We start from the raw sequence: 26,610 nt of genomic DNA on the forward strand, positions 1-26,610 counted from the left end.
AAGGAGCTCTCTTATGATTGAATTTAAAGATGTCACTAAAGTTTATGAAGGAACGGTAGCTCTCAATCAGCTGAATCTGACCTTGCAGAGCGGAGAAATCGTCGGTCTGATTGGTCACAATGGCGCCGGGAAATCTACAACCATTAAGTCATTGGTTAGCGTTATCAATCCAAGCAGTGGACAGATTTTTGTGGATGGGAAAGAATTATCCGCTAATCGCTTGGAAATCAAGAAAAAAATCGGCTATGTAGCCGATTCGCCAGATCTATTTTTGCGCCTAACTGCCAATGAGTTCTGGGAACTGGTAGCGACTTCTTACGATATGACAAATGCTGAAGTAGAAGAGCGATTGGGAAATCTGCTCCATCTTTTCGACTTTGGCTCTCATCGGTATGAGGTTATTGATTCATTCTCTCATGGGATGAGGCAAAAAGTCTTCGTTATTGCAGCTCTTTTGTCTGATCCAGATATTTGGGTGCTGGATGAGCCGCTGACGGGTCTTGATCCGCAGGCAGCTTTTGACCTCAAGCAGATGATGCGCCAGCATGCAGATAAAGGAAATACAGTTCTCTTTTCAACCCACGTCTTGGAAGTTGCAGAGCAGCTCTGTGATAAGGTGGCTATTCTCAAAAAAGGGAAATTGATTTTCTATGGAACCATTGAAGAACTAAAAGGCCAACATCCAGAACAGTCTCTTGAAACCATTTATCTTGGTCTAGCAGGCCGCAGAGAAGAGGTGAGTCCTGATGCGCATTAAAGCTATAAAAAAACTCGTTGATATCAACATCCTCTATGCCATTCAGCCATCTCAGCTGCAGCAGTACCGTAAGATGCAAGCTAAGAATCCTGAGCGCAAGGTCAATGTATCGCTGAAGGCCATCCGCATGTATCTGATTTTAGGACTGGTCTATCTCTTTCTTTTCGGCTTGATGGGCTCCCTGAACCAACTGGTTGGCAATCCGGGGCTCTTTGCCAATTTGGTTTCCGCTTTTGCTCTCTTTTCTATGTCTCAGGGCTTTCTGGTTTTTTACAATGTCTTTTATGAAAGCAAGGACTTGCAATCTTACCGTCCCTATGCTTTTAGCGAAGCAGAAATCATCGTCGGCAAAAGCATTTCGGTTATTCTGACCTTGCTGATTGCCATTCTGCCTATGTTCAGTTATTTCTTGGTTCTGGCTTTTCAAGGTGGCAATCCTTTCTTGGGCCTGCCCTTGGCTCTGCTCGCTATTCTGATTTTAAGTTCGGTCATCACCTTTCTGATTTTGATTGCCGTCCACTTTATTACCAAGACAGCATTTTTCAGAAAGTACAAGACCATCCTGTCCAATGTCATTTTGGCTCTTGTTTCCGTCGGATCCTTTTTCCTCTATTTTATGATTAATCAAATGAACAGCAGAAGCGTTGTAAATCGTACAGAGGTTAAAGCTTTCTTCCCGCCAGTTCAAGCCTTTTATGATTTTATCCTTCATCCTTTTCATGCAGCTTCCTTGCTGGGATTTTTGGGATGGGTTGCAGTTGCGGCTCTTCTATTTTTCATCGTAAAGACCAAGGTGATTCCAGAGTTTTATGAGGCAGCTCTCATGACGGGCTCTTCAGTAGGAAAGCGGGAGCGCGTGCATGACATCAATATTGCGGAAGCAAAAAATCTCAAAAAGTTTGTCTGGCATTACAATATCAGGCTCTTGAGCGAGGGTTCTGTCATTATGCAAGCTATCTTTATGTCGGCCTTTCTCCCTTACATTGTCATTTTCAGTATGGGAATGGGCATGATACAAGGTGGCCTGTCTTTGACTTCTTATCTGGGACCACGTTTCCTCTTGCCAATGATGGCTCTGGCTGTTTTGATTGCAACGCTAAACTCAGGCGGCAGCAACCTTACTGCTATTGGGATTTCTCTGGAAAGGGAAAATTTTGATTATCTCAAGGTTCTCCCCTTTGATTTGAAGCAGTATATTCATCTGAAGTTTTGGCAACTCTTTGCCGTCCAGTCTATCCTGCCTTTGACCTTGCTCTTGATAACCAGCCTTGTTTCCGGTATGCATCCAGTGACTTTCTTGGGCATGGTGATTGTTTGGGCCTTGATTAGTCTAATGTGGAGTTCTTGGGGTTACTACCGAGACTATAAGCATCTCGTGACTAACTGGTCCAATGTCACAGAATTGATGAGCCGAGATAATAATATGGTGAAAACTCTTCTAGCTATCGCCCTGATTTTAGGAATGTTGATTGTCATTACTCTTCTCTTCTTTATATCCAATGTTCTTGCGCCTCTGGTAATTTATACAATAGTAGCTCTAGTTCTAGTAGGTTTAGCGGTGTTGTCTTACATAGTCCACAAACACTACATAAAAAAGCTGAATGAAGAGTTAGCAGTATTTTATTAAAAGAGCATCAGGAAGTCGAAAGACTTTCTGATTTTTTGACTGATAATCATAAAAATAACAGCTCTGTACATTTGCAGAACTGTTATTTGTTTTTCTTTATTTTTTCTACATCCAGTGGCATGAAAGTCGCCATGACTCGACCGATGAGTTTAGGTTCTTCCTCATGCGGGATAAACTTATCACTGTATTTTTTATTAAGGGAAATCAGACGGATACCGGATGGATCGTTGAAGACCCTTTTTATAATGGTTTGGCCGTCATAATCGATAGCATAGATAGCGCCGGCAAGCTCGAAATGAGTCTGCTTGATTAGCGCTACGGAATCTCTCGGATACTTGGGCTCTAACGAGTCAGTTCGTACCCAAAGGGCAATATCGTAGTCAATTTCTCTGTCCAGCCAGACTAAATCAGCTTGTTCAGGCTTATGCTGAGAGAGATAGTAATTCTCATAGACCAAGTAGGGGAAGTAGTCATCCTTTAAGCTGGCTTGTGTTTCTTGCTCAGTCAGGCTAGCTTCTAGTAGCTTTAATCCTTTCTCCTGTCTGTCTTGGTCAAGTTGCTGATAAATACGATTTAAATCGGGAAATTGTTGAGGGATATCTGCAATTAGTCGGTAACGAGGGTCGATTTCTTCGACCTCTACCTCAAAAAATCTTGCAATCTTTTCTAGATTGGCTGCGATAGGCAGAGATGTCCCTTTGATATAGCCAGTCAGCGTACTAGCAGGAATGCCTGTTTCACGAGATAGCTCGACTTGTTTTTTACCTGTTTCCTTGAGAAGTTCTTTGAGCTTTTTAGAAATGAGAAGACTTGCTTCTTTATCTTGGGGGCTTGCGGCGCCTCTTCCTCTGGCCATAATATCAACTCCTTTACTTGTTTCAATTATAGCGAATTAAATCGAAAAAGTAAAGGATTAGGTCAATTATCTTAGCCTAATCCTTTACTTTTTTAGATACTTGTATTAAATTTCGTAGCCCATTAAAATTCCGCCTTCCTCAGCGTAGAAGCTGCAGAGTCCTGAAGTTGGAACCGTTTCGATTTGAGCTTGGGGATACTTTTCTTGTATCAGCTGACTAAATTGCTGGCAGAACTTCTCGTTATTGCGGTGAGCGATGATGAGTCGGCCACCCTTGTAACCAGCTTTGAGTAGCTCTTCGATTGCAGAAGCAAGAGCCTTTTTCGAGCCGCGTGCCTTTTGCAGAAGCTCTAGCGTGCCAGTCTGGCTAGCTTCACCGACCATACGGATATTGAGCAAGCCGACAACGGTTCTCAGAAGTTTGCTAAGCCGGCCGTTTTTGACCAAGTTATCTACCTTTGCCAGAACGAAGAGAAGCTTGGTTTTCTCTTGATAGCGACTAATGACTTGAACGACTTCATCAAAGCTGAGATCTTGCTGAATGAGTTCATTGAGTTTAGTCACAAGTAAGTCCACCTCGCCGCCAGCAGAAAGACTATCAATGACATGAATATGGGCATCAGGATGTTCTTCCAAAAAGATTTTCTTAGCAACCTGTGCACTATTATTGCTGCCAGATAGAGTTCCAGTGATAGTCACCACAAAGATCGTGTCGGCTCCCTCAAAGCTTTTGAGATAGTCATCTGGACTAGGGCAGGCAGACTTTGAAGCAGCAGAAGAAGCATACATCTTCTCCATCATCAGGTCAATATCAAGCTGCTTGTCATCTACAAAAATCTCATTTTCCACTTGAATGGTTAAGGGAACACTTTCAAACTGGGTGTCTTTAGCTAAGTTTGCCATTTCACGAAAGTCACAGCCAGAGTCAGCTATAATTTTCCAAGTCATATTTTTCTCCTTTTTTGTCAAGTATGTACAATAAAAAAATTGACAAAAAACCTGTCTTTTTTTAAAATTATAACATGAAGAATGCTTACTAGAAAGCGGAAACTGTCAGCTGAGACAAGAGGGAAGAAATTGTTATGTCGGAAAAGAAAATATCGGAAAAATCACTCGCGAATTTAAAGAAATACAATCAGGAATCCAATCAAATCACGAGAGAGTCTCTGGAAATTTCTCTCATGCAGCTGCTGGAGAAGAAAGAACTCAAAAAAATTACGATTTCAGAGCTGGTTGAGCGAGCAGGGGTTTCCCGCGCTGCTTTTTACCGCAATTATAGCTCTAAAGAGCAGATTCTGGAAGAGATTTTTAAAAACACTGTTCAAGGTATTACGGATAAATTGGAAGAGTTTAACTTTAAAACTGAGATGTACCAAATTTGGCTTTTTCTTTTTAAGGAAGCCAAGAAAGAAGCTCGGGTTATCAGTCTAGCCATTGACTATAATTTTGAAAAGCTGCTGACCCAGGCCGTGTTTGACTTTTTGGAAAAGCGCAATCGCAATGCTAAGAAAACGACTAACTCTTACATGAATTCCTTCTGGAGTTCGGCAGTTGTTTCCGTTCTTTCCAAGTGGATTAAGGACGGGATGAAGGTTCCAGCTGAAAAAATAGCTTCTCTAGGCCTGCCTCTTTTCCCACAGAAAAAGAAAATTAAATAAAACAAGTGAGTCACAACGGCTCACTTGTTTTTAGCTTCTGTAAGAAGCTAGTCAGTTCTTTTTGGTTCCTTAATTCGTAGAATTTCTGAGGAAAGGTTTGACGGATTCTCTTATATCTTGCCAGTGCTGTTTGACGTCGTCCTTTCCAAAGAACCCAGCAGATAAACTCCCAGTCAAACTTTTCTGGACAGCCTGGAGTCATGCTTTCTCTGGTCCGGTTGCGGTATTTTAGATAGCGTTTGAAAGCTCGATAGAGGCAGTTCCAGCGAGAGAAGTTCAGAAAGATAATTTGGTCGGCTTCTGCCATCCGCCGTTCATAAAAACACCAAGAATAGCTGCCGTCAATGATCCAGTCGGTATTTTTTGACAAAAAATTGTCCATCTGTTCTCGCATCCAATCATGGTCACTATCCTTCCAGCCAGGTTGATACTCTTCGAAAATCAAATTCAAACTACGTCAGCGTCGCCTTGCCGTACGCCAGTACTGCCTACGGCTAGCTGCCTAGTTTGCTCTTTGATTTTCATTGAGTAAAAAATAGCAATCTATCCATGTGAAGTTTGGGAATGGGGTAGTGGTTGAACAGTTGTGCTACTAAAGTGGATTTGCCAGAACCGGAATAACCAATAATTGCTTTTTTCATCCCTATCTCTTTTATGTTAGAAACAAAAAAAGCTCCTGAGAGCTCCCTTTGTATGCATTATTTAGCAAGTTTAGCTGAAAGGCGTGCTTTATCGCGGCTTGCTTTGTTTTTGTGGATCAAACCTTTTGTTTCTGCTTTATCGATAGCTGAGCTAGCAGCACGGAAAAGTTCTTCAGATGGGTTTGCTTCAAATGCTTTGATTGCAGTACGCATAGCTGACTTTTGAGCTGAGTTTTTTTCGTTATGTTTCACGTTCAATTCAGCGCGTTTGATAGCTGATTTAATGTTTGCCAAGTTGTTTCACCTCCATTGAAAATACTAACTATCTAATTATATATGAAAAGTTAGGATTTGACAAGCTTTTTTATTTTTTTAAGTAAATTTCATCAATTTCATGATTTCCAGCTTTGTGCAGGATAATTTCTGCCCGATTGCGAGTTGGCTCAATGTAGTCTAGCAGGTTGACAAGGTTAATGCTTTTCCAAACATTATGGGCGAAGGTTACTACTTCCTCTTCTGATTGAGTGGTGAAGCGGTGGTAGTAGTTTTTGGGGTCATTTTCAGCCAGCGTCAGCATTTTTTTAAAGCGATCCAGATACCAATTTTCAATATTTTCGACTTCAGCATCAACATAGATAGAAAAGTCAAAAAAGTCTGTCATATATAGGCGCTCGTTCTGTGGATTTTGGAAAACATTGATGCCTTCGACGATAACAAAGTCAGCGGCCTTTACCTCTTGCATTTCTTGAGGGACGATATCATAAGTTTCATGTGAGTAGACAGGAATTTGGAAATCCTGACCGTTTTTTATGCTGTCCAGAAAGGAAAGAAGCAACTCCATATTATAGCTTTCTGGGAAACCCTTGCGGTTTAAAATGCCGTTAGCTTCTAAAATTTGATTAGGAAACAAAAAACCATCTGTGGTAACTAGCTCGACTGTCGCATTTGAAAAAGTCCGAGAAAGCAGAATCTGCAGCAACCGGCTGGTGGTGGATTTCCCAACGGCCACACTGCCAGAAACTCCGATGATAAAGGGCTGTTTCCGGCTCTCTTTTTGTAGAAAAATCCCCTTGGAAAAAGCCAAGTCTTCCTTAGAACGTTTATAAATCTGAATGAGATTGGTCAAGGGTAAATAAATGTCCGTCACGTCCTGCAGGCTAATCTTGTCATTGAAACTCTTGATAGAGTTAAGTTCGGCCTGGGTCAGAGGCGGAGTTGTTTTGCGGTGCAGGTTTTGCCAAGTATGGCGGCTGATTTTTTCAAAGTGAAGAAATTCGTTAGTCATAAGTTACTCCTGTATGATGGACTTTAGTATAACATACTTTTTGGAGAAATGAAAACGATTTACAAATCTAGGAAAATTATGATAAAATGGTTGCATGACTAAAATGTATTTTGCAGAAAATCCTGATGCCAAACACGATATTCATGAATTAAATGTAGAACTGTTAGGACAGCGGCTAACTTTTTTGACAGATGCTGGTGTTTTCAGTAAAAAAATGATTGATTATGGCAGTCGGGTTCTTTTGTCTGTCTTGGACTTTGAAGCTGGAGAAAGAGTGCTTGATGTTGGTTGCGGCTATGGGCCTTTAGGTTTGAGCTTAGCCAAAGCGTACGGAGTAACTGCGACCATGGTGGATATCAACCAGCGGGCCTTGGACTTAGCTCAGAAGAATGCTGAGAGAAACCAGGTATCTGCTCATATCTTCCAGTCAAATGTTTATGAAAAGGTCAGTGGCGTTTTCGACCATATTATCAGTAATCCGCCTATCCGTGCTGGTAAGCAAGTTGTACATGAAGTTATCAGCGGAAGCTATGGGCATTTGACAGAAGGCGGTGATTTGACCCTTGTGATTCAGAAGAAGCAAGGAGCGCCCAGTGCCAAGTCAAAGATGGAAGCTGTCTTCGGTAATTGTGAGATTGTTAAGAAGGACAAAGGCTATTATATACTAAGGAGCGAAAAATAGGATGCGTGCTGTAGATATTATCCAAAAGAAAAGAGATGGTCTTGAGCTGACCGGTCAGGAAATCCAGTGGTTGATTGAGGGCTATGTGGATGGGACTGTGCCAGAATATCAGATGGCAGCCTTTGCGATGGCTGTCTATTTTAAGAGCATGACGACTCGGGAAATTTCGGATTTAACCATGACCATGGTTGGAACTGGAGAGCAGTTTGACTTGTCAGAAATCGCGGGAATAAAAGTAGATAAACATTCTACTGGAGGTGTTGGTGATAAGGTAACTCTGGTCTTGGTTCCTTTGGTGGCTAGCTTTGGTGTGCCTGTTGCTAAAATGAGCGGCCGCGGGTTAGGTCATACTGGGGGAACCATTGATAAATTGGAATCCATTAAAGGATTTCAGGTAGAGCGCAGTCAGGAAGACTTTATCAAGCAGGTGCAGGAAATCGGCTTGTCAGTAATTGGTCAGTCTGATCAGTTGGTGCTAGCGGATAAGCTACTCTATGCCTTGCGAGATGTAACAGCAACTGTTGATACGATTCCGCTGATAGCGAGCTCTGTTATGAGTAAGAAGATTGCGGCTGGTGCCGATAGTATCCTTCTGGATGTAACGGTCGGTGAAGGCGCCTTTATGAAAAATATTGATGACGCTCGTGTACTAGCACGTACTATGGTAGATTTGGGCAAGGCTGTCGGCAGAAAAACAGTAGCTGTTCTGACAGATATGAGTCAGCCTTTGGGAACCAGCATTGGCAATCGTCTTGAAATCATAGAAGCCTTGGAAATCTTGCAGGGCAAGGGCCGTGAAGACATCACAACTTTCATTTGTGAGTTGGCTCAGATTATGCTCGGACTGGCAGACGTTGAGAAAACGGTGGAAGAAGTAAGAGAACAGTTGACCAACGGTGCTGCTTTGAAGAAATTTGAAGCTATGGTTGTAGCTCAAGGTGGTGACTTGGAAGATCTCTATCGTCCATCAAGTGCAGCTCATATTATAGAAGTGAAAGCAGAACAGGCAGGTTATATCACTGAACTGCCTGCTATGGAGTTCGGACTCTTTGCCATGAGACTTGGAGCAGGACGCGCGGTCAAATCTGACGACTTAAATTATGAAACAGGAATTGTTTTCGAAAAGAAAGTCGGAGACAAGGTCGAAATTGGAGAAGTTTTCGCAAAAATTTATTCAAATGAAAAAATTTCTCAAGAACTAGTTACAGATTTTCAAAAAAATGTTAAAATAGGTGATGAAAGCGTTGCAGTAAGCGAGATTATCGAGATTATTGCTTAATTCTAGGAGAAGCCAACATGAAATTAAACAAATACATAGACCATACGCTTTTAAAACCAGAAGCGTCAGAAGAGCAGATTCTGAAGTTAATTGAAGAAGCAAAAGTTTATGATTTTGCCAGTATCTGTGTCAATCCAATCTGGATAGAGTTTGCTGCGGAGCAGCTGAAAGGCTCAGATGTCAAGGTTTGTGTGCCAATTGGTTTTCCTTTAGGAGCCAATACTTCCGATGTGAAAGCTTTTGAAACGAAGGACGCAATCCAAAAGGGTGCGGGCGAAGTGGATATGGTCATCAATGTCGGCGCTCTGAAATCTAAAGATTATGATTTGGTAGAGCGAGACATCCGTGCGGTTGTAGAAGCTGCTAACGGTACCTTGGTCAAGGTAATTCTGGAAACTTGCCTGCTGACAGATGAGGAAAAGGTTAAGGCCTGCCAACTGGCTCAGAAAGCTGGAGCTGATTTTGTTAAGACTTCTACGGGATTTTCAACTGGTGGTGCAACAGTCGAAGATGTTGCCCTTATGAGAAAAACAGTTGGTCCTGATATGGGGGTCAAGGCTTCTGGCGGTGCTCGTTCTTATGAAGATGCGCTGGCCTTTATTGAAGCAGGTGCGACTCGTATCGGAACTTCGGCCGGAGTGGCGATTATGAAGGGAGAAGAAGCTAGTGGCGACTACTGAGTTGATTGACTTGGCTGTCCAAGCCAGCAAAAATGCTTATGTACCCTATTCTCATTTCCCTATCGGAGCAGTTTTAGTTGCTAAAGACGGTCGGGTATTTACCGGCGTTAATGTTGAAAATGCCAGTTTTGGTCTGACCAACTGCGGAGAGCGGACAGCTATATTTAAGGCGGTTTCAGAAGGAGCTTTAGACTTCGAGGAGCTGATTGTCTATGGTGAGACGGAAAAACCCATATCGCCCTGTGGTGCCTGCCGCCAAGTAATGGCAGAATTTTTTGCTGAGGATCTAAAAGTGACCTTGGTCGCTAAAGATAAATCGACGGTCGTGATGACGGTCAAGGAATTACTTCCATATTCTTTTACAGATTTAACATAAGTCTGTTATCGGTCATCTGACCAAACTCAAACTTGCAACTGTGTTGCACATCTTATTTAGGAGGTTCAGAAATGAACAAAAAACAATGGCTAGGTCTTGGTCTAGTAACTGTCGCAGCATTCGGACTTGCTGCATGTGGAAACCGTGCTTCTCGCTCAGATTCTTCAAACGCGAAAACGGATTTGAAGGCTGCTATCGTAACTGATACTGGCGGTGTTGATGATAAGTCATTTAACCAGTCTGCATGGGAAGGTCTGCAAGCTTGGGGTAAAGAAAACGGTCTTTCTAAAGATAACGGCTTTACTTACTATCAGTCTAATGACGAGTCTCAATATGCGAATAACCTGAACCAAGCTGCTACGGATGGTTATAATTTAGTATATGGTATCGGATTTGCTCTTCGTGATGCGGTTGAATCTGCTGCCCAAGATAACACAGACATCAATTATGTTATTGTTGATGATGTTATCGAAGGAAAAGAGAATGTTGCTTCAGCTATTTTTGCTGACAATGAAGCTGCTTACCTTGCTGGTGTTGCTGCTGCAAAAACTACTAAGACAAAACAAGTTGGTTTCATAGGTGGTATAGAAGGCGCAGTTATCACACGTTTTGAAAAAGGTTTCGAAGCTGGCGTGAAATCAGTTGACCCGTCTATCAAGATTCAAGTAGACTATGCTGGCTCATTTGGTGATGCTGCTAAAGGTAAAACAATTGCTGCTGCTCAATATGCTGCAGGTGCAGACGTGGTTTACCAAGTTGCTGGTGGAACTGGTGCTGGAGTATTTAACGAAGCTAAGTCAATCAACGAAACAAGAAATGAAGATGAAAAAGTTTGGGTACTCGGTGTTGACCGTGATCAAACTGAAGAAGGTAAATACAAGTCTAAAGATGGTAAAGAATCTAACTTTGTTTTGGCATCAAGCTTGAAACAAGTTGGTAAGACTGTCCAAGACATTGCTAACCAAACTGCTAAAGGTAAATTCCCAGGCGGTAAAACTACAACCTTCGGTCTGAAAGACGGTGGAGTTGACTTGACAACTACAAACCTGTCAGAAGATGCGAAAAAAGCCGTTGAAGAAGCGAAAGCAAAAATCCTTGACGGCAGCATCACTGTTCCTGACAAATAAAACAATTTAAGAGCGATCCGACCGTGTAGGGTCGCTTCTTTTTGAAATTGAGACGCCTTTGTGTCAATAGAATTTATTAGCACTGGCTGTGCTAGTAAATTTTATTGAAATAAAATGAAATTCTGGAAAGGAAAGAGCCATGACACATGAAAATGTCATTGAAATGCGAGAAATTACCAAGATTTTTGGTGAATTTGTGGCCAATGATAAAATCAATTTGGAACTCAGAAAAGGTGAAATTCACGCTCTTTTGGGAGAAAATGGTGCCGGCAAGTCAACCTTGATGAATATGCTGGCTGGCCTGCTTGAGCCGACCAGCGGTGAGATTGTAGTGAATGGAAAGTCAGTTAAACTGGACTCTCCATCAAAGGCGGCCTCACTTGGTATCGGGATGGTGCACCAGCACTTTATGCTTGTTGAAGCATTTACTGTCGCTGAAAATATCATCCTTGGAAGTGAAATCACAAAAAATGGTGTGTTGGACTTGAAAGGTGCCACTAAAGAAATTAAGGAACTTTCTGAGAAATACGGCTTGACAGTTGATCCATCTGCTAAGATTGAAGATATTTCTGTCGGTGCCCAGCAGCGGGTTGAGATTCTGAAAACTCTTTATCGTGGGGCGGACATTCTCATCTTTGACGAGCCGACAGCCGTTCTGACGCCAGCTGAGATCGATGAATTGATGAAAATCATGAAGAATCTCGTCAAAGAAGGAAAATCTATTATTCTTATCACTCACAAGTTGGATGAGATTCGGGCAGTTTCTGACCGAGTAACGGTTATTCGTCGCGGAAAATCCATTGAAACAGTCGAAATTGCTGGTGCAACTAACCAAGATTTGGCTGAAATGATGGTGGGCCGGGCTGTTTCCTTCAAGACTGCGAAAGAGCCTGCTAATCCTCAAGAAACTGTCTTGTCAATAAAAAATCTTGTTGTTGAAGAAAACCGTGGTGTTCCAGCTGTTAAGGGACTTTCTCTTGATGTCCGTGCTGGTGAGATTGTCGGGATTGCCGGTATTGACGGCAATGGTCAAACTGAGCTGATTCAGGCTATTACAGGACTTAGAAAAGCTAGCTCTGGCGAGATTAGAATTAAGAACCAGTCTATTATTGGTAAGCAGCCGCGGCAGATAACTGAAATGAAAGTCAGCCACGTTCCTGAAGACCGCCACCGTGATGGTTTAGTCCTAGCAATGTCCATATCTGAAAATATTGCTCTACAGACTTACTATAAAGAACCGCTCAGTAAAAATGGAATCCTGAATTACGGTAACATTTATTCTTACGCACGCAAGTTGATGGATGAATTTGATGTTCGGGCGGCCAGCGAATATGTACCTGCTTCTGCTCTTTCAGGAGGAAACCAGCAGAAAGCTATCATTGCTCGGGAAGTGGACCGTGATCCAGACCTTCTGATTGTCAGTCAGCCAACTCGCGGACTTGATGTGGGGGCGATTGAATACATTCATAAACGCTTGATTGAAGCACGGACTCAAGGCAAGGCTGTCCTAGTTGTTAGCTTTGAGCTAGACGAAATCCTCAATGTTTCTGATAGAATCGCCGTTATCCACGATGGTAAGATTCAGGGAATTGTAACTCCAGAGGAAACTAATAAGCAAGAGCTTGGTATTCTCATGGCTGGTGGTAAGATTCAGAAGGGAGCTTCAAATGTCTAAAAAAACACAACAGATTGCGGTTCCTTTAATCTCAGTTCTTCTAGGGATTTTATTGGGAGCGGTTGTCATGGCCATCTTTGGTTATGATGCTATCTGGGGGTATGAGTCCCTCTTTAAAACAGCTTTTGGTTCTTTGAGAAGTTTGGGTGAGATTTCTCGCGCAATGGGACCTCTGATTCTCATCGGTTTAGGCTTTGCTGTAGCTAGCCGTGCTGGATTCTTTAATGTTGGACTTCCTGGTCAAGCTTTAGCTGGCTGGATTTTGGCTGGTTGGTTTGCACTTTCCTTCCCTAATTTACCTCGTCCTCTGATGTTATTGGCGACTGTAGTCATTGCAGCAGTGGCTGGTGGTATTGTTGGTGCTATTCCAGGAATTCTACGCGCTTATCTGGGAACGAGTGAAGTTATCGTAACCATTATGATGAACTATATTGTTCTTTTTGTTGGAAATGCTCTTATTCATAGTTTCCCAGAATCTGTGATGCAGAGTGTTGACTCTAGTAAGCGTGTCAGTGCCAATGCGATTTATCAAACAGAGTGGTTGAGAAGTCTTACGTCTAACTCTCGGATGAATATCGGTATCTTCTTTGCCTTGATTGCAGTAGTGGTTATTTGGTATTTGCTTAAGAAAACAACACTTGGTTTTGAAATTCGTGCTGTAGGGCTTAATCCAAATGCATCTGAATATGCAGGGATGTCATCTAAGCGTACTATTATCGTATCTATGATTATTTCAGGTGCTCTTGCAGGACTTGGAGGAGTAGTAGAAGGACTTGGAACTTATCAGAATGTCTTTGTTCAAGGAAGTTCCTTGAGTGTTGGTTTCAATGGTATGGCGGTAAGTCTTTTGGCAGCCAATTCTCCAATTGGAATCCTCTTTGCAGCCTTCCTCTTTGCGGTTCTGAGTGTTGGTGCTCCAGGTATGAACGTAGCTCAGATTCCAACAGAACTTGTAAACATCGTAACAGCTTCTATTATCTTCTTTGTCAGCGCCCACTATCTGATTGAGCGTATGACAGGTATGACTATCTTTGATTTCCTTAAAAATCGTCGCCAAGAAGCTAAAAAAGTGAAGGAGGGAAACTAGGATGAATATTGTAACGGTATTAAGTTTATTAGTATCATCTATGCTGATTTATGCGGCTCCCTTGATTTTCACAAGTATTGGCGGGGCTTACTCTGAACACGCTGGTGTGGTTAATGTCGGCTTGGAAGGAATCATGGTTATGGGGGCTTTTACAGGCGTTCTCTTTAACCTGACTTTCGAGAAGAGTTTTGGTAGTGCGACTCCGTGGCTTTCTTTGATTGCTGCTGGTTTGGTCGGAGTTGTCTTCTCTCTTATCCATGCTGTAGCAACTATTACTTTCCGCGCGGACCACGTTGTGAGTGGTACAGTGCTGAACTTGCTGGCTCCTGCCTTGGCAATTTTTCTTGTTAAAGCTATTTATAACAAGGGACAAACGGATAATATTCAGCGTTCATTCGGCAAGTTTAATTTCCCTGTCCTGTCTGATATTCCAGTCTTGGGAGATATTTTCTTCAAACATACAAGCTTGGTTGGTTATCTTGCCATTGCTTTCTCTTTCCTTGCTTGGTTTGTCATGTTTAAGACCAAATTCGGACTGCGTCTTCGCTCAGTCGGAGAGCATCCGCAGGCGGCAGATACCTTGGGAATCAATGTTTACCTCATGCGTTATTACGGTGTCATGATCTCTGGTCTGCTCGGTGGTATTGGAGGAGCTATTTATGCTCAGTCTATCTCTGTTAACTTTGCTGTGACAACTATCGTAGGTCCAGGATTTATCGCCTTGGCAGCTATGATTTTTGGTAAATGGAGTCCTATTGGTGCCATGTTGGCGAGTCTCTTCTTTGGAGCTTCCCAAAGTTTGGCGGTTATCGGGAACCAGTTGCCTTTGCTTTCAAGCGTTCCAACGGTTTATCTGCAGATTGCGCCATACGTCTTGACGATTGTAGTCCTTGCGGCATTCTTTGGTAAAGCTGTTGCTCCGAAAGCGGATGGTATCAACTATATCAAGTCTAAATAAACCTTTACACCAGTTCTTTGGAGCTGGTGTTTTTGGTGTTTGAAAGAAGCTATAATCATAGGAATAGAAAAAGCCTGCTTCAGGTGAAGCAGGCTTTTTAATAAGATTAGTTTGTTGCGATTTCATTTAGCAGGTCTTCTGCAGTGGTGGTTGGATTAACGCGTACGCGGTTGAGTGAGAGCAAGCCATTTGATAGGGAAGCTAGTCCGTTATTGGTTGTCAGTCCCATCTTGTAGCCAAGGCTTTCAGCAATCTGCAAGGTTGCATCACTGTATCGTCCAGATGGATAGGCAACAGTTGTTGTGGTTTGAGACAGTTCCTTGTCTAAGTAAGACTTGGAGTCTTTTAACTCAATTTTTTGTTGGTCTTCTGCAGTCGCTGAGAGGTCAGGATGGTTGACGGTATGGTCTTCAAAGGACATGCCTTTTTCCTTCATTTCCTTTATCTCATCTAGCGTCAGCATATCTTCACGCCCTGCTTGAACAAATCCGGTAATGACATTATTGGTTGCTTTCATGTCATATTTCTGGAGAAGCGGAAAGGCATTAGTATAGAAATCCTTTAAACTGTCATCGAAGGTCAGCCAGACGACTTTTTTGTTTTCTGGCAGGACGTTCTCCGTCAGTACCTTGTATGCTTCTGCTGGTGTTAGTGGATAGTAGCCTGCGTCTTTCAAGGCTTTCAGATGACTTTCAAATGTGGCTGGGTCCACAATCAAACCGGCGTTAGCTGCTTCTGAAGGATCCATGACGTGAATAGCATGATACATCAAGATAGGTACTTGAACTGGTTGGTCTTGTTTGACCCATTTTACCTTGTCTTTGTTGCTGTCATCCGAAGTCGTCTTTTTTTCCCGAGTCGGTGCTGACGAAGTTTTAGATGAAGTATTGACTTGGTTCGTTGACACATTATTAGCTTCTTTTTGGTTGTGTGAGTTCTGCAGCTTGGCTAGTAAAGAAAAGCCACCTACAATCAGGACAAGAAAAAGTAATAAACTTGTTAAAGAAAGCAAAATAGCTCTTTTCCTAGCTTTGCGTTGCTGCATGCGATTTCCTCTGTGTTTTCCTGTCATAATATCTCCTTTTTTAAAAAAATTACAATTCCTTGCGGAAATTTACATCTATTATAACAAATAAAGAAGTAGTTTTGTAGGCATTTTTATATAATTTTGTTATAATATTTTTTATACAAGAAATTTTCAAGGAGTGCTTCATGTCTATTAAAATAGCTTTACTTGGTTTTGGAACAGTGGCAAGCGGTGTGCCTTTTTTGCTGAAAGAAAACAGAGAAAAAATCGTTCAAGCGGCTCATTCAGAGATTGAGGTTGCTAAAGTCTTGGTCAAAGACGATGCCGAAAAAGATCGTCTTTTAGCAGCTGGAAATGACTTTAATTTTGTCACAAATGTTGAAGAAATTCTGAACGATCCTGAGATTACCATTGTTGTAGAATTGATGGGACGGATTGAGCCAGCGAAAACGTTCATCACTCGTGCTCTTGAAGCTGGCAAACATGTGGTAACGGCCAATAAGGACTTGCTAGCTGTTCATGGAGCAGAGTTGCTGGAAATTGCTCAAAAGCAAAATGTAGCTCTCTATTATGAAGCAGCTGTTGCCGGTGGGATTCCGATCCTGCGTACCTTGGTTAATTCACTGGCTTCTGACAAAATCACTCGTATCTTGGGTGTGGTCAATGGAACCTCTAACTTTATGATGACCAAGATGGTGGAAGAGGGGTGGTCTTATGAAGACGCTCTTGCTGAAGCACAACGCCTTGGCTTTGCTGAAAGCGACCCAACCAATGACGTAGATGGCATTGATGCGGCTTACAAGATGGTGATTCTTAGCCAGTTCGCCTTTGGTATGAATGTTAAATTTGAAGATGTGGGCCATCAGGGAATTCGAAATATCACACCAGAGGATGTGGCTGTTGCTCAAGATCTGGGCTATGTAGTCAAGCTGGTTGGTTCTATCGAAGAAACGGCATCGGGTATTGCAGCAGAAGTAGCTCCAACATTTCTGCCTAAAGCGCATCCTTTGGCTAGTGTCAATGGGGTAATGAACGCCGTCTTTGTCGAATCCATCGGCATCGGAGAATCCATGTACTACGGACCAGGAGCAGGTCAAAAACCAACTGCAACTAGTGTTGTGGCAGATATTGTCCGTATTAGCCGCCGTTTGAATGAAGGAACAGTTGGCAAGGCCTTTAATGAATTCAGCCGTGAGCTTGTGTTGGCTAAGCCAGAAGATGTGAAGAGCAGCTATTACTTCTCTATCTTGGCACCTGATTCTAAAGGTCAAGTTCTGCATTTGGCTGAGATTTTCAATGCTGAGGATATTTCCTTTAAGCAGATTCTGCAGGAAGGTACAGATGGTGAGAAGGCTCGCGTGGTGATTATTACCCATGCTGTCAGCAAGACACAGCTGGAAAATGTCACTGCTAAGCTCAAAGAAGTTGCTGAGTTTGACTTGCTCAATACCTTCAAAGTATTAGGAGATTAAGATGAAAATTATTGTACCGGCGACCAGTGCCAATATCGGTCCTGGCTTTGACTCCGTTGGGGTAGCTCTGTCAAAATATTTGGAAATTGAAGTCTTGGAAGAAAGTCAGGAGTGGGTGATTGAACATGACCTCAATCCGAGAATTCCTAAGGACCGACGCAATTTACTGGTTAAGATTGCGCTGCAGTTGGCTCCAGATATTCAGCCGCGCCGTTTGAAAATGACCAGTGATATTCCATTGGCTCGCGGGCTTGGGTCTTCTAGCTCGGTCATTGTGGCTGGCATTGAATTGGCTAACGAGCTGGCTCACCTTAATTTGTCGGATTATCAGAAACTGAAAATCGCTACCAAGATTGAAGGACATCCTGACAATGTTGCGCCGGCGATTTATGGTAATTTGGTCGTATCTAGCTCATCTAGAAATCAGGTGTCTGCTGTGGTGGCGGACTTTCCGGACGCAGACTTCATCGCCTATATCCCGGACTATGAGCTTCGGACAGTAGAGAGCCGCCAAGTCTTACCAAATCGGCTTTCTTACAAGGAAGCTGTTGCGGCTAGCTCCATTGCCAATGTTGCGATTGCTGCTCTTTTAAAAGGTGATATGAAAATCGCTGGTCGGGCAATCGAGTCTGATTTGTTCCACGAAAAATACCGTCAACCTTTGATCAAGGAATTTTCAGATATTAAGTTCTTAGCCAGAAAAAATGGCTCTTATGCAACCTATATTTCAGGAGCGGGCCCAACTGTCATGGTCTTATCGCCTAAGCACAAGACAGAGAAGATTTATCAGCTTCTGCAAAAACAGAATTTCAAGGGACAAATCTTCCAGCTTCAGGTGGATACTGAGGGTGTGCGAGTAGAAAAATAAATCATCAAGAGGTTTTCTATGAGCCTCTTTTTTCATTTCTAAGCTATGGAGTTGATATCCCTATCTTTTTATACCTAACTGTGCTATAATGGGTCTAGCTTAAAGGAGGATAATTCACTTTATGGATCATTTAGAATTACAGGCTCTGGCGAGTGAGTTAGCTTTCGGTGCCATCAGGAATGCTCTTTCTACTCAAACACAGCGTTTTACTACTAGACAATTATAAGCGTTAAAAAGCTGACCTTTCTCAGCTTTTTCTTTGTAATCTATCGTAAATGCCATAGATTTTTGATATAATAGAGTGTATTTTGTTTACATAAAAGAGAGAAAATCATGCAAAAACTAGAGAAATTAAAAACCGAATTAGAAGGAATCGACATTTGCTTCAATGAGCCTTTGAGTCAATACACCTACACAAAGGTCGGGGGCGCAGCCGATTTCTTAGTTTTTCCCCGCAATCGTTATGAGCTGGCTCGTATTGTTAATTTTGCCAATCAAGAAGACATTCCTTGGATGGTGCTGGGAAATGCCAGTAATATCATTGTGCGAGACGGCGGTATCCGAGGTTTCGTGATTATGTTTGACAAGCTCAACAATGTAGCGGTGGATGGCTATATGATTGAGGCAGAGGCCGGAGCTAATCTGATTCAGACAACCCATATCGCTCTGCAGAATAGTCTGACTGGCTTTGAGTTCGCTTGTGGTATTCCAGGCAGCGTTGGCGGAGCTGTCTTTATGAACGCCGGGGCTTATGGCGGCGAGATTGCTCATGTCTTAGTATCTTGCAAGGTACTGACTCCTCAGGGCCAAGTCAAAACGTTGGACGTTCGGGATATGAAGTTCGGCTATCGTCACTCACTTGTTCAGGAAACAGGCGACATTGTTATTTCTGCTAAGTTTGCTCTTTCGCCTGGTGTTCACAGAACGATTCGTCAGGAAATGGAGCGCTTAACCCATCTGCGGGAGCTCAAGCAGCCTTTGGAATATCCATCCTGTGGCTCTGTTTTCAAGCGTCCTTTGGGTCACTTTGCTGGTCAGCTCATTAGTGAAGCAGGACTCAAAGGTCATCGGATTGGTGGTGTAGAGGTATCTGAGAAGCATGCCGGCTTTATGATTAACGTCGATAAAGGAACGGCTCAAGATTACGAAAATCTTATCGCTCATGTGATTGAAAGGGTGCGGGAAAATTCAGGTATTACTCTGGAGCGCGAAGTCCGCATCATTGGTGAATCTCTGTAAGACAGATATGATTTCCAGTAGAAGTATGCTGGATAAGGAACTGCAGCTGGCTGCAACTTAGTAAGGGGGTGAAAGCCTATCGACACGGAATTTATAAAGGGCCTTTACAGCCCTCACGAGGTAGCAGCGGTCTGACAGAACCCTTAATCTGTTAATACGAGAAAGAAGGAATTTATGACAATTGAAAAAACCAATCATCGAGTTTAAAAACGTTTCAAAAGTTTTTGAAGATAATAATACTGTCGTTCTGAAAGATATTAATTTCGAGCTGGAAGAAGGAAAGTTCTATACTTTGCTAGGCTCTTCCGGCTCTGGTAAATCAACGATTCTGAACATCATTGCTGGTCTTTTAGACGCGACAGACGGGGATATTTTTCTTGATGGCGTCCGCATCAATGATATTCCCACTAATAAAAGAGACGTCCACACGGTTTTTCAGTCCTATGCACTGTTTCCGCATATGAATGTTTTTGAAAATGTTGCCTTTCCGCTGCGTCTGCGCAAGGTTGATAAAAAAGAAATTCAAGAGCGGGTTGCTGAAGTGCTGAAAATGGTTCAGCTAGAAGGTTTTGAGCGCCGTTCTATTCGCAAACTGTCGGGCGGTCAGCGCCAGCGTGTAGCCATCGCGCGGGCAATCATTAATCAGCCGCGGGTTGTTTTACTGGATGAGCCGCTGTCTGCTCTGGATTTGAAGCTGCGTACAGATATGCAGTATGAGTTGCGGGAATTGCAGCAGCGTCTCGGCATTACCTTTGTCTTTGTCACGCACGACCAAGAGGAAGCTCTGGCTATGAGCGACTGGATTTTCGTTATGAATGACGGCGAGATTGTTCAGTCGGGGACGCCTGTTGATATTTATGACGAGCCCATCAACCACTTTGTTGCAACCTTCATTGGCGAGTCCAATATTCTGCCAGGTAAGATGATTGAGGACTATCTGGTTGAGTTTAACGGCAAGCGCTTTGAAGCAGTGGATGGTGGGATGCGCCCAAATGAATCTGTTGAAGTGGTGATTCGGCCGGAGGACTTGCGGATTACTCTGCCAGAAGAAGGCAAGCTGCAGGTTAAAGTTGATACCCAGCTTTTCCGTGGCGTTCACTATGAGATTATCGCTTATGATGAACTGGGCAATGAATGGATGATTCACTCGACTCGCAAGGCCATTGTTGGTGAAGAAATTGGTCTACATTTCGAGCCTGAAGATATCCATATCATGCGTCTCAATGAAACTGAAGAAGAATTCGATGCCCGTATCGAAGAATATGTAGAAGTAGAAGAGCAGGAAGCGGGGCTGATCAATGCTATTGAGGAGGAACGCGATGAAGAAAACAACCTCTAATCTTTTTCTCTTGCCCTACCTGCTCTGGATTTTCCTCTTTGTCTTGGCACCTGTTGTCATGATTATCTGGAAGTCCTTCTTCAACATTGAGGGCCAGTTTACGCTGGAAAATTACCAGACCTACTTCACATCGCAGAACTGGACCTATCTCAAGATGAGTCTGAATTCGGTTCTTTATGCAGGAATTATTACTGTCGTAACCCTGCTGATTTCCTATCCGACCGCATTCTTTTTGACTCAGCTCAAGCACAAGCAGCTCTGGCTCATGCTGATTGTCCTGCCGACCTGGATCAATCTTCTGCTCAAAGCTTATGCTTTCATCGGTATTTTTGGTCAGAATGGCTCAATTAACCAATTTTTGACTTTTATCGGAGTAGGACCGCAGCAGATTCTCTTTACGGACTTTTCATTTATCTTTGTAGCCAGCTACATCGAGCTGCCTTTTATGATTCTGCCCATTTTCAATGTTCTGGATGATTTGGATCCAAATCTTATCAATGCCAGCTATGACTTGGGAGCTAATCGCTGGGAGACTTTCCGTCGGGTTGTTTTCCCTTTGTCCTTGAATGGTGTCAGAAGTGGGGTGCAGTCAGTCTTTATCCCTAGTCTCAGTCTCTTCATGCTGACCCGCTTAATCGGCGGTAATCGAGTGATTACTCTGGGAACTGCTATTGAGCAGCACTTCCTGACTACTCAAAACTGGGGCATGGGCTCTACTATCGGAGTGGTGCTGATTGTTGCTATGCTCTTTACCATGTGGGCAACCAAGGAAAGGAGAGGGCGATGAAAAAAATTGCGAATCTCTATTTGGCCTTTGTCTTTTTGGTGCTCTACATTCCAATTTTCTATCTGATTGCTTATGCCTTTAATGCTGGGGAAGACATGAATCGTTTTACAGGATTCAGTCTCAGCCATTTCCAGAATCTCTTTGAGGATTCACGTCTGATTCTGATTTTGGTTCAGACCTTCTTTCTGGCTTTCCTGTCTTCATTGATTGCGACTCTGATTGGGACTTTTGGAGCCATCTATATTTATCAAGCCCGCAAGAAATATCAGGATGCCTTTCTGTCTATCAACAATATCCTCATGGTAGCTCCGGATGTCATGATTGGAGCCAGTTTTCTGATTCTCTTTACTACTGCTAAATTCCAGCTGGGCTTCCTTTCTGTGCTGGCTAGTCATGTGGCCTTTTCCATTCCGATTGTGGTGTTGATGATTCTTCCGCGTCTGAAGGAAATGAATGATGATATGATTAAGGCTGCTTATGACTTAGGCGCCAGCCAATTGCAAATGCTAAAAGAAATCATGCTGCCTTATCTGACTCCAGCCATCATCGCTGGCTACTTCATGGCCTTTACCTATTCACTAGATGACTTTGCAGTGACCTTCTTCGTTACAGGCAATGGCTTCTCAACTCTGTCTGTTGAGATATACTCCCGCGCTCGTCAGGGAATTTCTCTGGAAATCAATGCCCTGTCAGCCTTGGTCTTTCTCTTCAGCATTGCTTTGGTAATTGGGTATTACTTTATCACCCGTGAGAAGGAGGAGACTGTATGAGAAAACTCTATTCATTTTTAGCGGGAATTCTGCTGATTATCTTAGTCTTGTGGGGTGTCAGCTACCAGATTGAAAGTCGGACGCAGAGTAAGGAAAGCGATAAGCTGGTCATTTACAACTGGGGTGACTATATCGATCCTGAGCTGCTGACTGAGTTTACTAAAGAAACTGGTGTCCAAATCCAGTACGATACCTTTGACTCCAATGAAGCTATGTATACAAAAGTGAAGCAGGGCGGCACAACCTACGACATTGCCATTCCTAGTGAATATATGATTGCCAAGATGATGAAGGAAGGCTTGGTGGAGAAGCTAGATCATAGCCAGATTAAAGGTTTGGAAAATATCGGATCTGACTTTTTAGACCAGCCTTTCGATCCAGGAAATCAGTACTCGATTCCTTATTTTTGGGGAACGCTGGGTATTGTCTACAATGAAAAAATGGTTGATAAAGCTCCGGAGCATTGGAATGACCTCTGGCGTCCTGAATACAAAAACTCCATCATGATAATTGATGGAGCTCGTGAAGTCATGGGAATTGGTCTGAACTCAGACGGTCATAGTCTCAACTCCAAAGATGCTAATCAGCTGCAGGAAGCTGTCGACAAGCTCTATACTCTGACGCCAAATATCAAGGCTATTGTAGCTGATGAGATGAAGGGATACATGATTCAGAACAATGCAGCTATCGGTGTGACCTTTTCTGGCGAGGCTCGTCAGATGCTGGAGGCTAATGAAGACCTACGCTATGTCGTGCCTACAGAAGCCAGCAACCTTTGGTTTGACAATATTGTCATTCCTAAAACGGTCAAAAATAAAAAAGCAGCCTATCAGTTTATTAACTTTATGCTGAGACCGGAAAATGCTTATAAAAATGCCCTTTATGTTGGTTATGCGACACCAAATCTTCCTGCCAAGGCCATGTTGCCTAAGGAAACTCAGGAAGATGAGGCTTTTTATCCGACTGAGGAAACGATGAAACATCTGGAAGTTTATGAGCAGTTGGGTCCTAAATGGTTGGGAACCTACAATGACCTCTATCTTCAAGTCAAGATGTATCGGAAGTGATAGTCAAGTAAGGTTGCTTGATGAATACAAAAAAAACGCCTGGCTCAATGAGCTGGGCGTTTGCTGCTTGCTTAGTTTGAAGCTTCAGTCTGAGTGTTGGTTGCTGTATCTGCAGCAGAGCTAGAGGCAGTAGTGTCGCCTGCTGCTGTATCAGCCGTAGAGCTAGACGCACTAGTCTCAACTGCTGTTGCATCACTGCTGGAAGCAGCTGTATCAGTTGCAGTTGTTGAAGCAGGGCTGCTTGTTTCTTTTTCGATTTCCTTGATAATAGTAGTCGTTGCAGTAGAGCTACTGGTATCAGTTTTTGATTTTTCATCCTTTTGGCCAGTCAGATTCATGATCGTGATGCTGGCAATGATGATAGACAAGATACTGGCAACCGTTGCAATAGTCTTTTGGAAGGCTGAAAGGCCGGTTTTAATATGCTGTTTAGTAGGTTTTTTAGATGATTTTGTCTTATTTTTATTACTACGAGAATAGTTTTCCATGCTTTCAAGAATCTCCTTTTAAAATTTCAATGATTTCTTATCTCTCATTATACGTTTTTTATCTGAAAATGTCTTAAAAAAATCAAATTTTTATTTATGAAAACGCACACAGAAGATTGCTCTTAAGAAAAGAAGCTGCCCAAATTTGGATTGAGCAGCTTCTTGGGCTAGAATAGCAAAGTAATCACGACTTTTCATCTTTGAGTGCAGCTTGAGCAACAGCAAGCCTAGCTGCTGGAACCCGATAAGGAGAGCAGGAAACGTAGGTGACACCAATTTCTTGGAAGAAGGGGATGGAAGCCGGATCGCCACCGACCTCACCACAGATGCCGATAGGAAGGTCAGGCTTGACTTGACGGCCCTTACTGATGGCTATCCGAATCAATTCACCAACACCCGCTTGGTCGACAGTTTGGAAAGGATCAAAAGGAAGGATTTCTTTCTCCTTATAATGGCCGATGAATTTTCCAATATCGTCCCGTGAGAAGCCGTAGGTCATCTGGGTCAGGTCGTTAGTACCAAAGCTAAAGAAGTCTGCTTCCTGAGCCAGCTGGTCTGCAACCAGACAGGCACGCGGAAGTTCAATCATAGTGCCGATTTCATAAGGGAAAGGCTCTAGACCTTGATGTCTAAAGAGCTTGTTGATATGTTGGATGAGAAAGGCTTTGACAGAGTCCAACTCAGCCTTGTCAGCAATCAGCGGAATCATGATTTCTGGCTTGACAGTCAATCCTTCTTGACTCAGCTTGATAGCACTATTGAAGACGGCTTCGACCTGCATCTTGTAAATCTCTGGTTGCGTAATCCCCAGACGGCAGCCGCGGTGGCCCAGCATAGGATTGCTTTCTTGCAGTTGTTCAATGCGGCGAGTCAGCTTCTCTGGCGACTTGTGCAGTTTGTCAGCCAAAGCATTGATTTCCTGTGAATCTTTAGGTAGAAATTCATGCATCGGTGGATCCAAAAGACGGATAATCATAGGTTTGTCCTGAACTGTTTGGAACATTTGATAAAAGTCTTTTTCTTGGAACTCCAGCAGTTTTTTGAGGGCGGACCTAGTTTCCAATTCATTGTCAGCCAGAATCAGGCGTCGCATTTCCAGAATTCGTTCCTGACCAAAGAACATGTGTTCGGTACGAGCAAGACCTATGCCTTTTGCCCCAAACTTAATAGCTGTTTTTAGATCTTGAATGGTCTCTGCGTTGGCACGGACTTTGAGTTGTGCGAACTCGTCTGCCCATGAAAGCAAGCGATGAAGTTCTTGGTCATTTTCGACTAGGACGGTCGGAATCTCACCGCTATAAATGCGTCCCGAGCTGCCATCAACTGAAATGACGTCACCTTCGGTCAAGACAAGATTCCCGCAGGAAACAGTTTTGCTTTCCTCGCTGATGTTCAGCTCTCCACAGCCAGCCACACAGCAGGTTCCCATTCCTCGGGCTACGACAGCTGCGTGAGAGGTCATACCTCCCTGACTGGTCACGATAGCCTGGCTGACGACCATACCTTCAATGTCTTCAGGGGAAGTTTCCTGCCGTACTAAAATGACCTTTTTACCCAAGGAGTGGTAGTCTTTGGCACGCTCAGCTGTAAAGACAATCTCGCCAGTTGCAGCACCAGGGCTGGCAGGCAGTCCTTGAGCCAAGAAAGGAGCATCTTGCAGAGCTTTTTCTTCAAATACAGGATGGATGAGCTGGCTAATCGTAGCAGGAGATACACGCTGGAGAGCTTCTTTTTTGCTGATAATGCCCTCGTCTACCAAATCTAAGGCGATTTTCAAAGATGCCTTGGCAGTCCGTTTACCGTTTCTAGTTTGGAGAATATAGAGTTTACCCTTTTCGATGGTAAATTCAATATCTTGCATGTCCTTGTAGTGGTTTTCGAGAATCTTAGCATAATCTTGGAAGGCTGCATAGGCCTTAGGGAGAGCTGTCTCAAGTGCAGCAATAGGCTCAGGGGTTCGAATGCCGGCTACGACATCCTCTCCTTGTGCATTGAGCAAAAATTCGCCAAATAACTGATGCTCACCGCTGGCAGGGTTTCTCGTGAAGACAACTCCTGTACCACTGGCTTGGTCGCTATTTCCGAAAACCATGGCTTGGACATTCACCGCTGTTCCCAAATCATGAGGAATATCATTCAAGTTGCGGTAAACCTCAGCTCGGGGATTATTCCAAGACTTGAAGACAGCCTTGATAGCAGCATAGAGTTGTTCTTTAGAGCTTTGGGGGAATGTTTGATGATGCTCACGATAAAGCTGCTTGTACTGGTCGATTAATGCTTGATGTTCTTCCAATGTGAAATCCTTGGCTTGTTTTCCAGCATTCTTTTCAAAATAGCCCAATAGGTCATCGAACTCATCCTTGGAAATTCCATAAACCACATCAGCAAACATTTGCAGCAGACGGCGGTAGCAGTTGTAGGCAAAGTCAGCATTGGTCTGCTCAGCCAGAGTCTGGGTTCTTAAATCGTTCAGACCTAGATTGAGAATAGTGTCCATCATGCCCGGCATGGAAAATTTGGCTCCGCTCCGAACAGACACTAAGAGCAAGGCAGAGTCGTTGCCGCTGAAATATTTACCTGTTTTCTCTTCTAAATTAGTAACCGCTTTCAAAACATCTTCTTTTAAAGAAGATTCAAAGAAATAAGGGCTTTCTAAATATTCGATACAGCTTTCTGTAGTAATAGTAAAACCTGGAGGGACAGGCAGTCCCAAATTGGTCATTTCAGCTAGGTTGGCACCTTTTCCGCCAAGCAGGGCCTTGTCATCTGCACATCCTTCCTCGAAGGAGTAAATCCATTTCGCCATATTTACCTCCAAAATTATGAAATATGTGTCATATTGTAGGACAAATACATTGTAATATA

At 43.2% G+C, this 26,610-nt stretch carries 25 protein-coding genes and 1 pseudogene; 18 read left to right on the forward strand and 8 right to left on the reverse strand.

Annotated elements, in window-relative coordinates:
• Nucleotides 1-13 precede the first annotated feature (13 nt).
• Both O3627_RS09650 and O3627_RS09655 read left to right on the forward strand, forming a co-directional pair.
• The gene (locus tag O3627_RS09650; protein ID WP_060976712.1) at nucleotides 14-757 is read left to right on the forward strand and encodes an ABC transporter ATP-binding protein; all 744 of its coding nucleotides are present in this window, start codon (nucleotides 14-16) and stop codon (nucleotides 755-757) included.
• A complete protein-coding gene (locus O3627_RS09655; RefSeq protein WP_343091884.1) occupies nucleotides 747-2,384 on the forward strand; it encodes a hypothetical protein in 1,638 nt (545 codons plus the stop codon). The genes O3627_RS09650 and O3627_RS09655 overlap by 11 nt, the downstream gene beginning before the upstream one ends.
• 82 nt (nucleotides 2,385-2,466) lie before the next feature.
• On the opposite strand, the gene O3627_RS09660 is transcribed toward O3627_RS09655, so the two are convergent.
• The gene (locus O3627_RS09660) at nucleotides 2,467-3,240 is read right to left on the reverse strand and encodes an XRE family transcriptional regulator (RefSeq protein ID WP_002909887.1); all 774 of its coding nucleotides are present in this window, start codon (nucleotides 3,238-3,240) and stop codon (nucleotides 2,467-2,469) included.
• A 105-nt stretch (nucleotides 3,241-3,345) separates the two neighbouring features.
• Nucleotides 3,346-4,188, reverse strand: coding sequence for a DegV family protein (locus O3627_RS09665; RefSeq protein WP_343091885.1), 843 nt, complete (start codon nucleotides 4,186-4,188; stop codon nucleotides 3,346-3,348).
• Between the two features lie 134 nt (nucleotides 4,189-4,322).
• On the opposite strand from O3627_RS09665, the gene O3627_RS09670 reads away from it, so the two are divergent.
• Nucleotides 4,323-4,898: a TetR/AcrR family transcriptional regulator gene (locus O3627_RS09670; RefSeq protein WP_002895666.1), complete on the forward strand. Its 576-nt coding sequence runs from the start codon at nucleotides 4,323-4,325 to the stop codon at nucleotides 4,896-4,898.
• A 10-nt stretch (nucleotides 4,899-4,908) separates the two neighbouring features.
• On the opposite strand, the pseudogene O3627_RS09675 reads toward O3627_RS09670, so the two are convergent.
• The 3 genes and pseudogenes from O3627_RS09675 to coaA form a co-directional block, all read right to left on the reverse strand.
• Nucleotides 4,909-5,539, reverse strand: a pseudogene (locus O3627_RS09675) (topology modulation protein).
• A gap of 57 nt (nucleotides 5,540-5,596) precedes the next feature.
• Nucleotides 5,597-5,833, reverse strand: a complete 237-nt coding sequence (rpsT, locus tag O3627_RS09680; RefSeq protein ID WP_002895661.1) for a 30S ribosomal protein S20 — start codon at nucleotides 5,831-5,833, stop codon at nucleotides 5,597-5,599.
• A 70-nt stretch (nucleotides 5,834-5,903) separates the two neighbouring features.
• Nucleotides 5,904-6,824, reverse strand: coding sequence for a type I pantothenate kinase (coaA, locus tag O3627_RS09685; protein ID WP_002900487.1), 921 nt, complete (start codon nucleotides 6,822-6,824; stop codon nucleotides 5,904-5,906).
• Between the two features lie 94 nt (nucleotides 6,825-6,918).
• Between coaA and O3627_RS09690 the strand changes: the two genes are divergently transcribed.
• The 8 genes from O3627_RS09690 to O3627_RS09725 all read left to right on the forward strand — a co-directional run bounded on the left by O3627_RS09690 (nucleotide 6,919) and on the right by O3627_RS09725 (nucleotide 14,688).
• Nucleotides 6,919-7,506 (forward strand): class I SAM-dependent methyltransferase, encoded by a 588-nt coding sequence (locus O3627_RS09690; protein WP_343091886.1) that lies wholly within the window; start codon nucleotides 6,919-6,921, stop codon nucleotides 7,504-7,506.
• 1 nt (nucleotide 7,507) lies between these two features.
• Nucleotides 7,508-8,785: a pyrimidine-nucleoside phosphorylase gene (locus O3627_RS09695; RefSeq protein WP_371621366.1), complete on the forward strand. Its 1,278-nt coding sequence runs from the start codon at nucleotides 7,508-7,510 to the stop codon at nucleotides 8,783-8,785.
• A 17-nt stretch (nucleotides 8,786-8,802) separates the two neighbouring features.
• Nucleotides 8,803-9,465 (forward strand): deoxyribose-phosphate aldolase, encoded by a 663-nt coding sequence (deoC, locus tag O3627_RS09700; protein WP_343091888.1) that lies wholly within the window; start codon nucleotides 8,803-8,805, stop codon nucleotides 9,463-9,465.
• On the forward strand, nucleotides 9,452-9,841 hold the full coding sequence (locus O3627_RS09705; RefSeq protein ID WP_002906685.1) for a cytidine deaminase: 390 nt from the start codon (nucleotides 9,452-9,454) through the stop codon (nucleotides 9,839-9,841). Before deoC ends, O3627_RS09705 begins: the two co-directional genes overlap by 14 nt.
• A 71-nt stretch (nucleotides 9,842-9,912) precedes the next feature.
• Nucleotides 9,913-10,968 (forward strand): BMP family protein, encoded by a 1,056-nt coding sequence (locus O3627_RS09710; RefSeq protein WP_002897688.1) that lies wholly within the window; start codon nucleotides 9,913-9,915, stop codon nucleotides 10,966-10,968.
• 139 nt (nucleotides 10,969-11,107) lie between these two features.
• The gene (locus O3627_RS09715) at nucleotides 11,108-12,643 is read left to right on the forward strand and encodes an ABC transporter ATP-binding protein (protein ID WP_125383178.1); all 1,536 of its coding nucleotides are present in this window, start codon (nucleotides 11,108-11,110) and stop codon (nucleotides 12,641-12,643) included.
• Nucleotides 12,636-13,730, forward strand: coding sequence for an ABC transporter permease (locus tag O3627_RS09720; RefSeq protein ID WP_111675894.1), 1,095 nt, complete (start codon nucleotides 12,636-12,638; stop codon nucleotides 13,728-13,730). The genes O3627_RS09715 and O3627_RS09720 overlap by 8 nt, the downstream gene beginning before the upstream one ends.
• A gap of 1 nt (nucleotide 13,731) precedes the next feature.
• Nucleotides 13,732-14,688 (forward strand): ABC transporter permease, encoded by a 957-nt coding sequence (locus tag O3627_RS09725; protein ID WP_125383179.1) that lies wholly within the window; start codon nucleotides 13,732-13,734, stop codon nucleotides 14,686-14,688.
• Between the two features lie 106 nt (nucleotides 14,689-14,794).
• Here O3627_RS09725 and O3627_RS09730 read toward each other — a convergent pair whose 3' ends face one another.
• Nucleotides 14,795-15,760, reverse strand: coding sequence for a polysaccharide deacetylase family protein (locus O3627_RS09730; protein WP_125383181.1), 966 nt, complete (start codon nucleotides 15,758-15,760; stop codon nucleotides 14,795-14,797).
• Nucleotides 15,761-15,900: 140 nt separating this feature from the next.
• On the opposite strand from O3627_RS09730, the gene O3627_RS09735 reads away from it, so the two are divergent.
• From O3627_RS09735 to O3627_RS09765, 7 genes are all read left to right on the forward strand, one after another.
• Complete coding sequence (locus O3627_RS09735) at nucleotides 15,901-17,187, forward strand: homoserine dehydrogenase (RefSeq protein WP_125383183.1); 1,287 nt, start codon at nucleotides 15,901-15,903, stop codon at nucleotides 17,185-17,187.
• A gap of 1 nt (nucleotide 17,188) precedes the next feature.
• Nucleotides 17,189-18,055 (forward strand): homoserine kinase, encoded by an 867-nt coding sequence (gene thrB, locus O3627_RS09740; RefSeq protein ID WP_111675891.1) that lies wholly within the window; start codon nucleotides 17,189-17,191, stop codon nucleotides 18,053-18,055.
• Nucleotides 18,056-18,388: 333 nt separating this feature from the next.
• Nucleotides 18,389-19,294, forward strand: coding sequence for a UDP-N-acetylmuramate dehydrogenase (gene murB, locus O3627_RS09745; protein ID WP_125383184.1), 906 nt, complete (start codon nucleotides 18,389-18,391; stop codon nucleotides 19,292-19,294).
• A 181-nt stretch (nucleotides 19,295-19,475) separates the two neighbouring features.
• Nucleotides 19,476-20,633, forward strand: coding sequence for an ABC transporter ATP-binding protein (locus O3627_RS09750; protein WP_002904388.1), 1,158 nt, complete (start codon nucleotides 19,476-19,478; stop codon nucleotides 20,631-20,633).
• On the forward strand, nucleotides 20,614-21,420 hold the full coding sequence (locus O3627_RS09755; protein WP_002895634.1) for an ABC transporter permease: 807 nt from the start codon (nucleotides 20,614-20,616) through the stop codon (nucleotides 21,418-21,420). The genes O3627_RS09750 and O3627_RS09755 overlap by 20 nt, the downstream gene beginning before the upstream one ends.
• On the forward strand, nucleotides 21,417-22,190 hold the full coding sequence (locus tag O3627_RS09760) for an ABC transporter permease (protein ID WP_002900472.1): 774 nt from the start codon (nucleotides 21,417-21,419) through the stop codon (nucleotides 22,188-22,190). Before O3627_RS09755 ends, O3627_RS09760 begins: the two co-directional genes overlap by 4 nt.
• Nucleotides 22,187-23,257: an ABC transporter substrate-binding protein gene (locus tag O3627_RS09765; protein WP_002906674.1), complete on the forward strand. Its 1,071-nt coding sequence runs from the start codon at nucleotides 22,187-22,189 to the stop codon at nucleotides 23,255-23,257. Before O3627_RS09760 ends, O3627_RS09765 begins: the two co-directional genes overlap by 4 nt.
• 71 nt (nucleotides 23,258-23,328) lie before the next feature.
• Here the strand turns inward: O3627_RS09765 and O3627_RS09770 are convergent, their stop codons facing one another.
• Nucleotides 23,329-23,745: a DUF6556 family protein gene (locus tag O3627_RS09770; RefSeq protein WP_125383186.1), complete on the reverse strand. Its 417-nt coding sequence runs from the start codon at nucleotides 23,743-23,745 to the stop codon at nucleotides 23,329-23,331.
• Nucleotides 23,746-23,929: 184 nt separating this feature from the next.
• Entirely contained in the window at nucleotides 23,930-26,551 is a 2,622-nt protein-coding gene (gene ppdK, locus O3627_RS09775) for a pyruvate, phosphate dikinase (protein ID WP_371621367.1), read from the reverse strand.
• Nucleotides 26,552-26,610: the final 59 nt, after the last annotated feature.

Source organism: Streptococcus sp. 27098_8_82 (assembly GCF_041431615.1).
Taxonomy (GTDB): Bacteria; Bacillota; Bacilli; order Lactobacillales; family Streptococcaceae; genus Streptococcus; species Streptococcus sanguinis_K.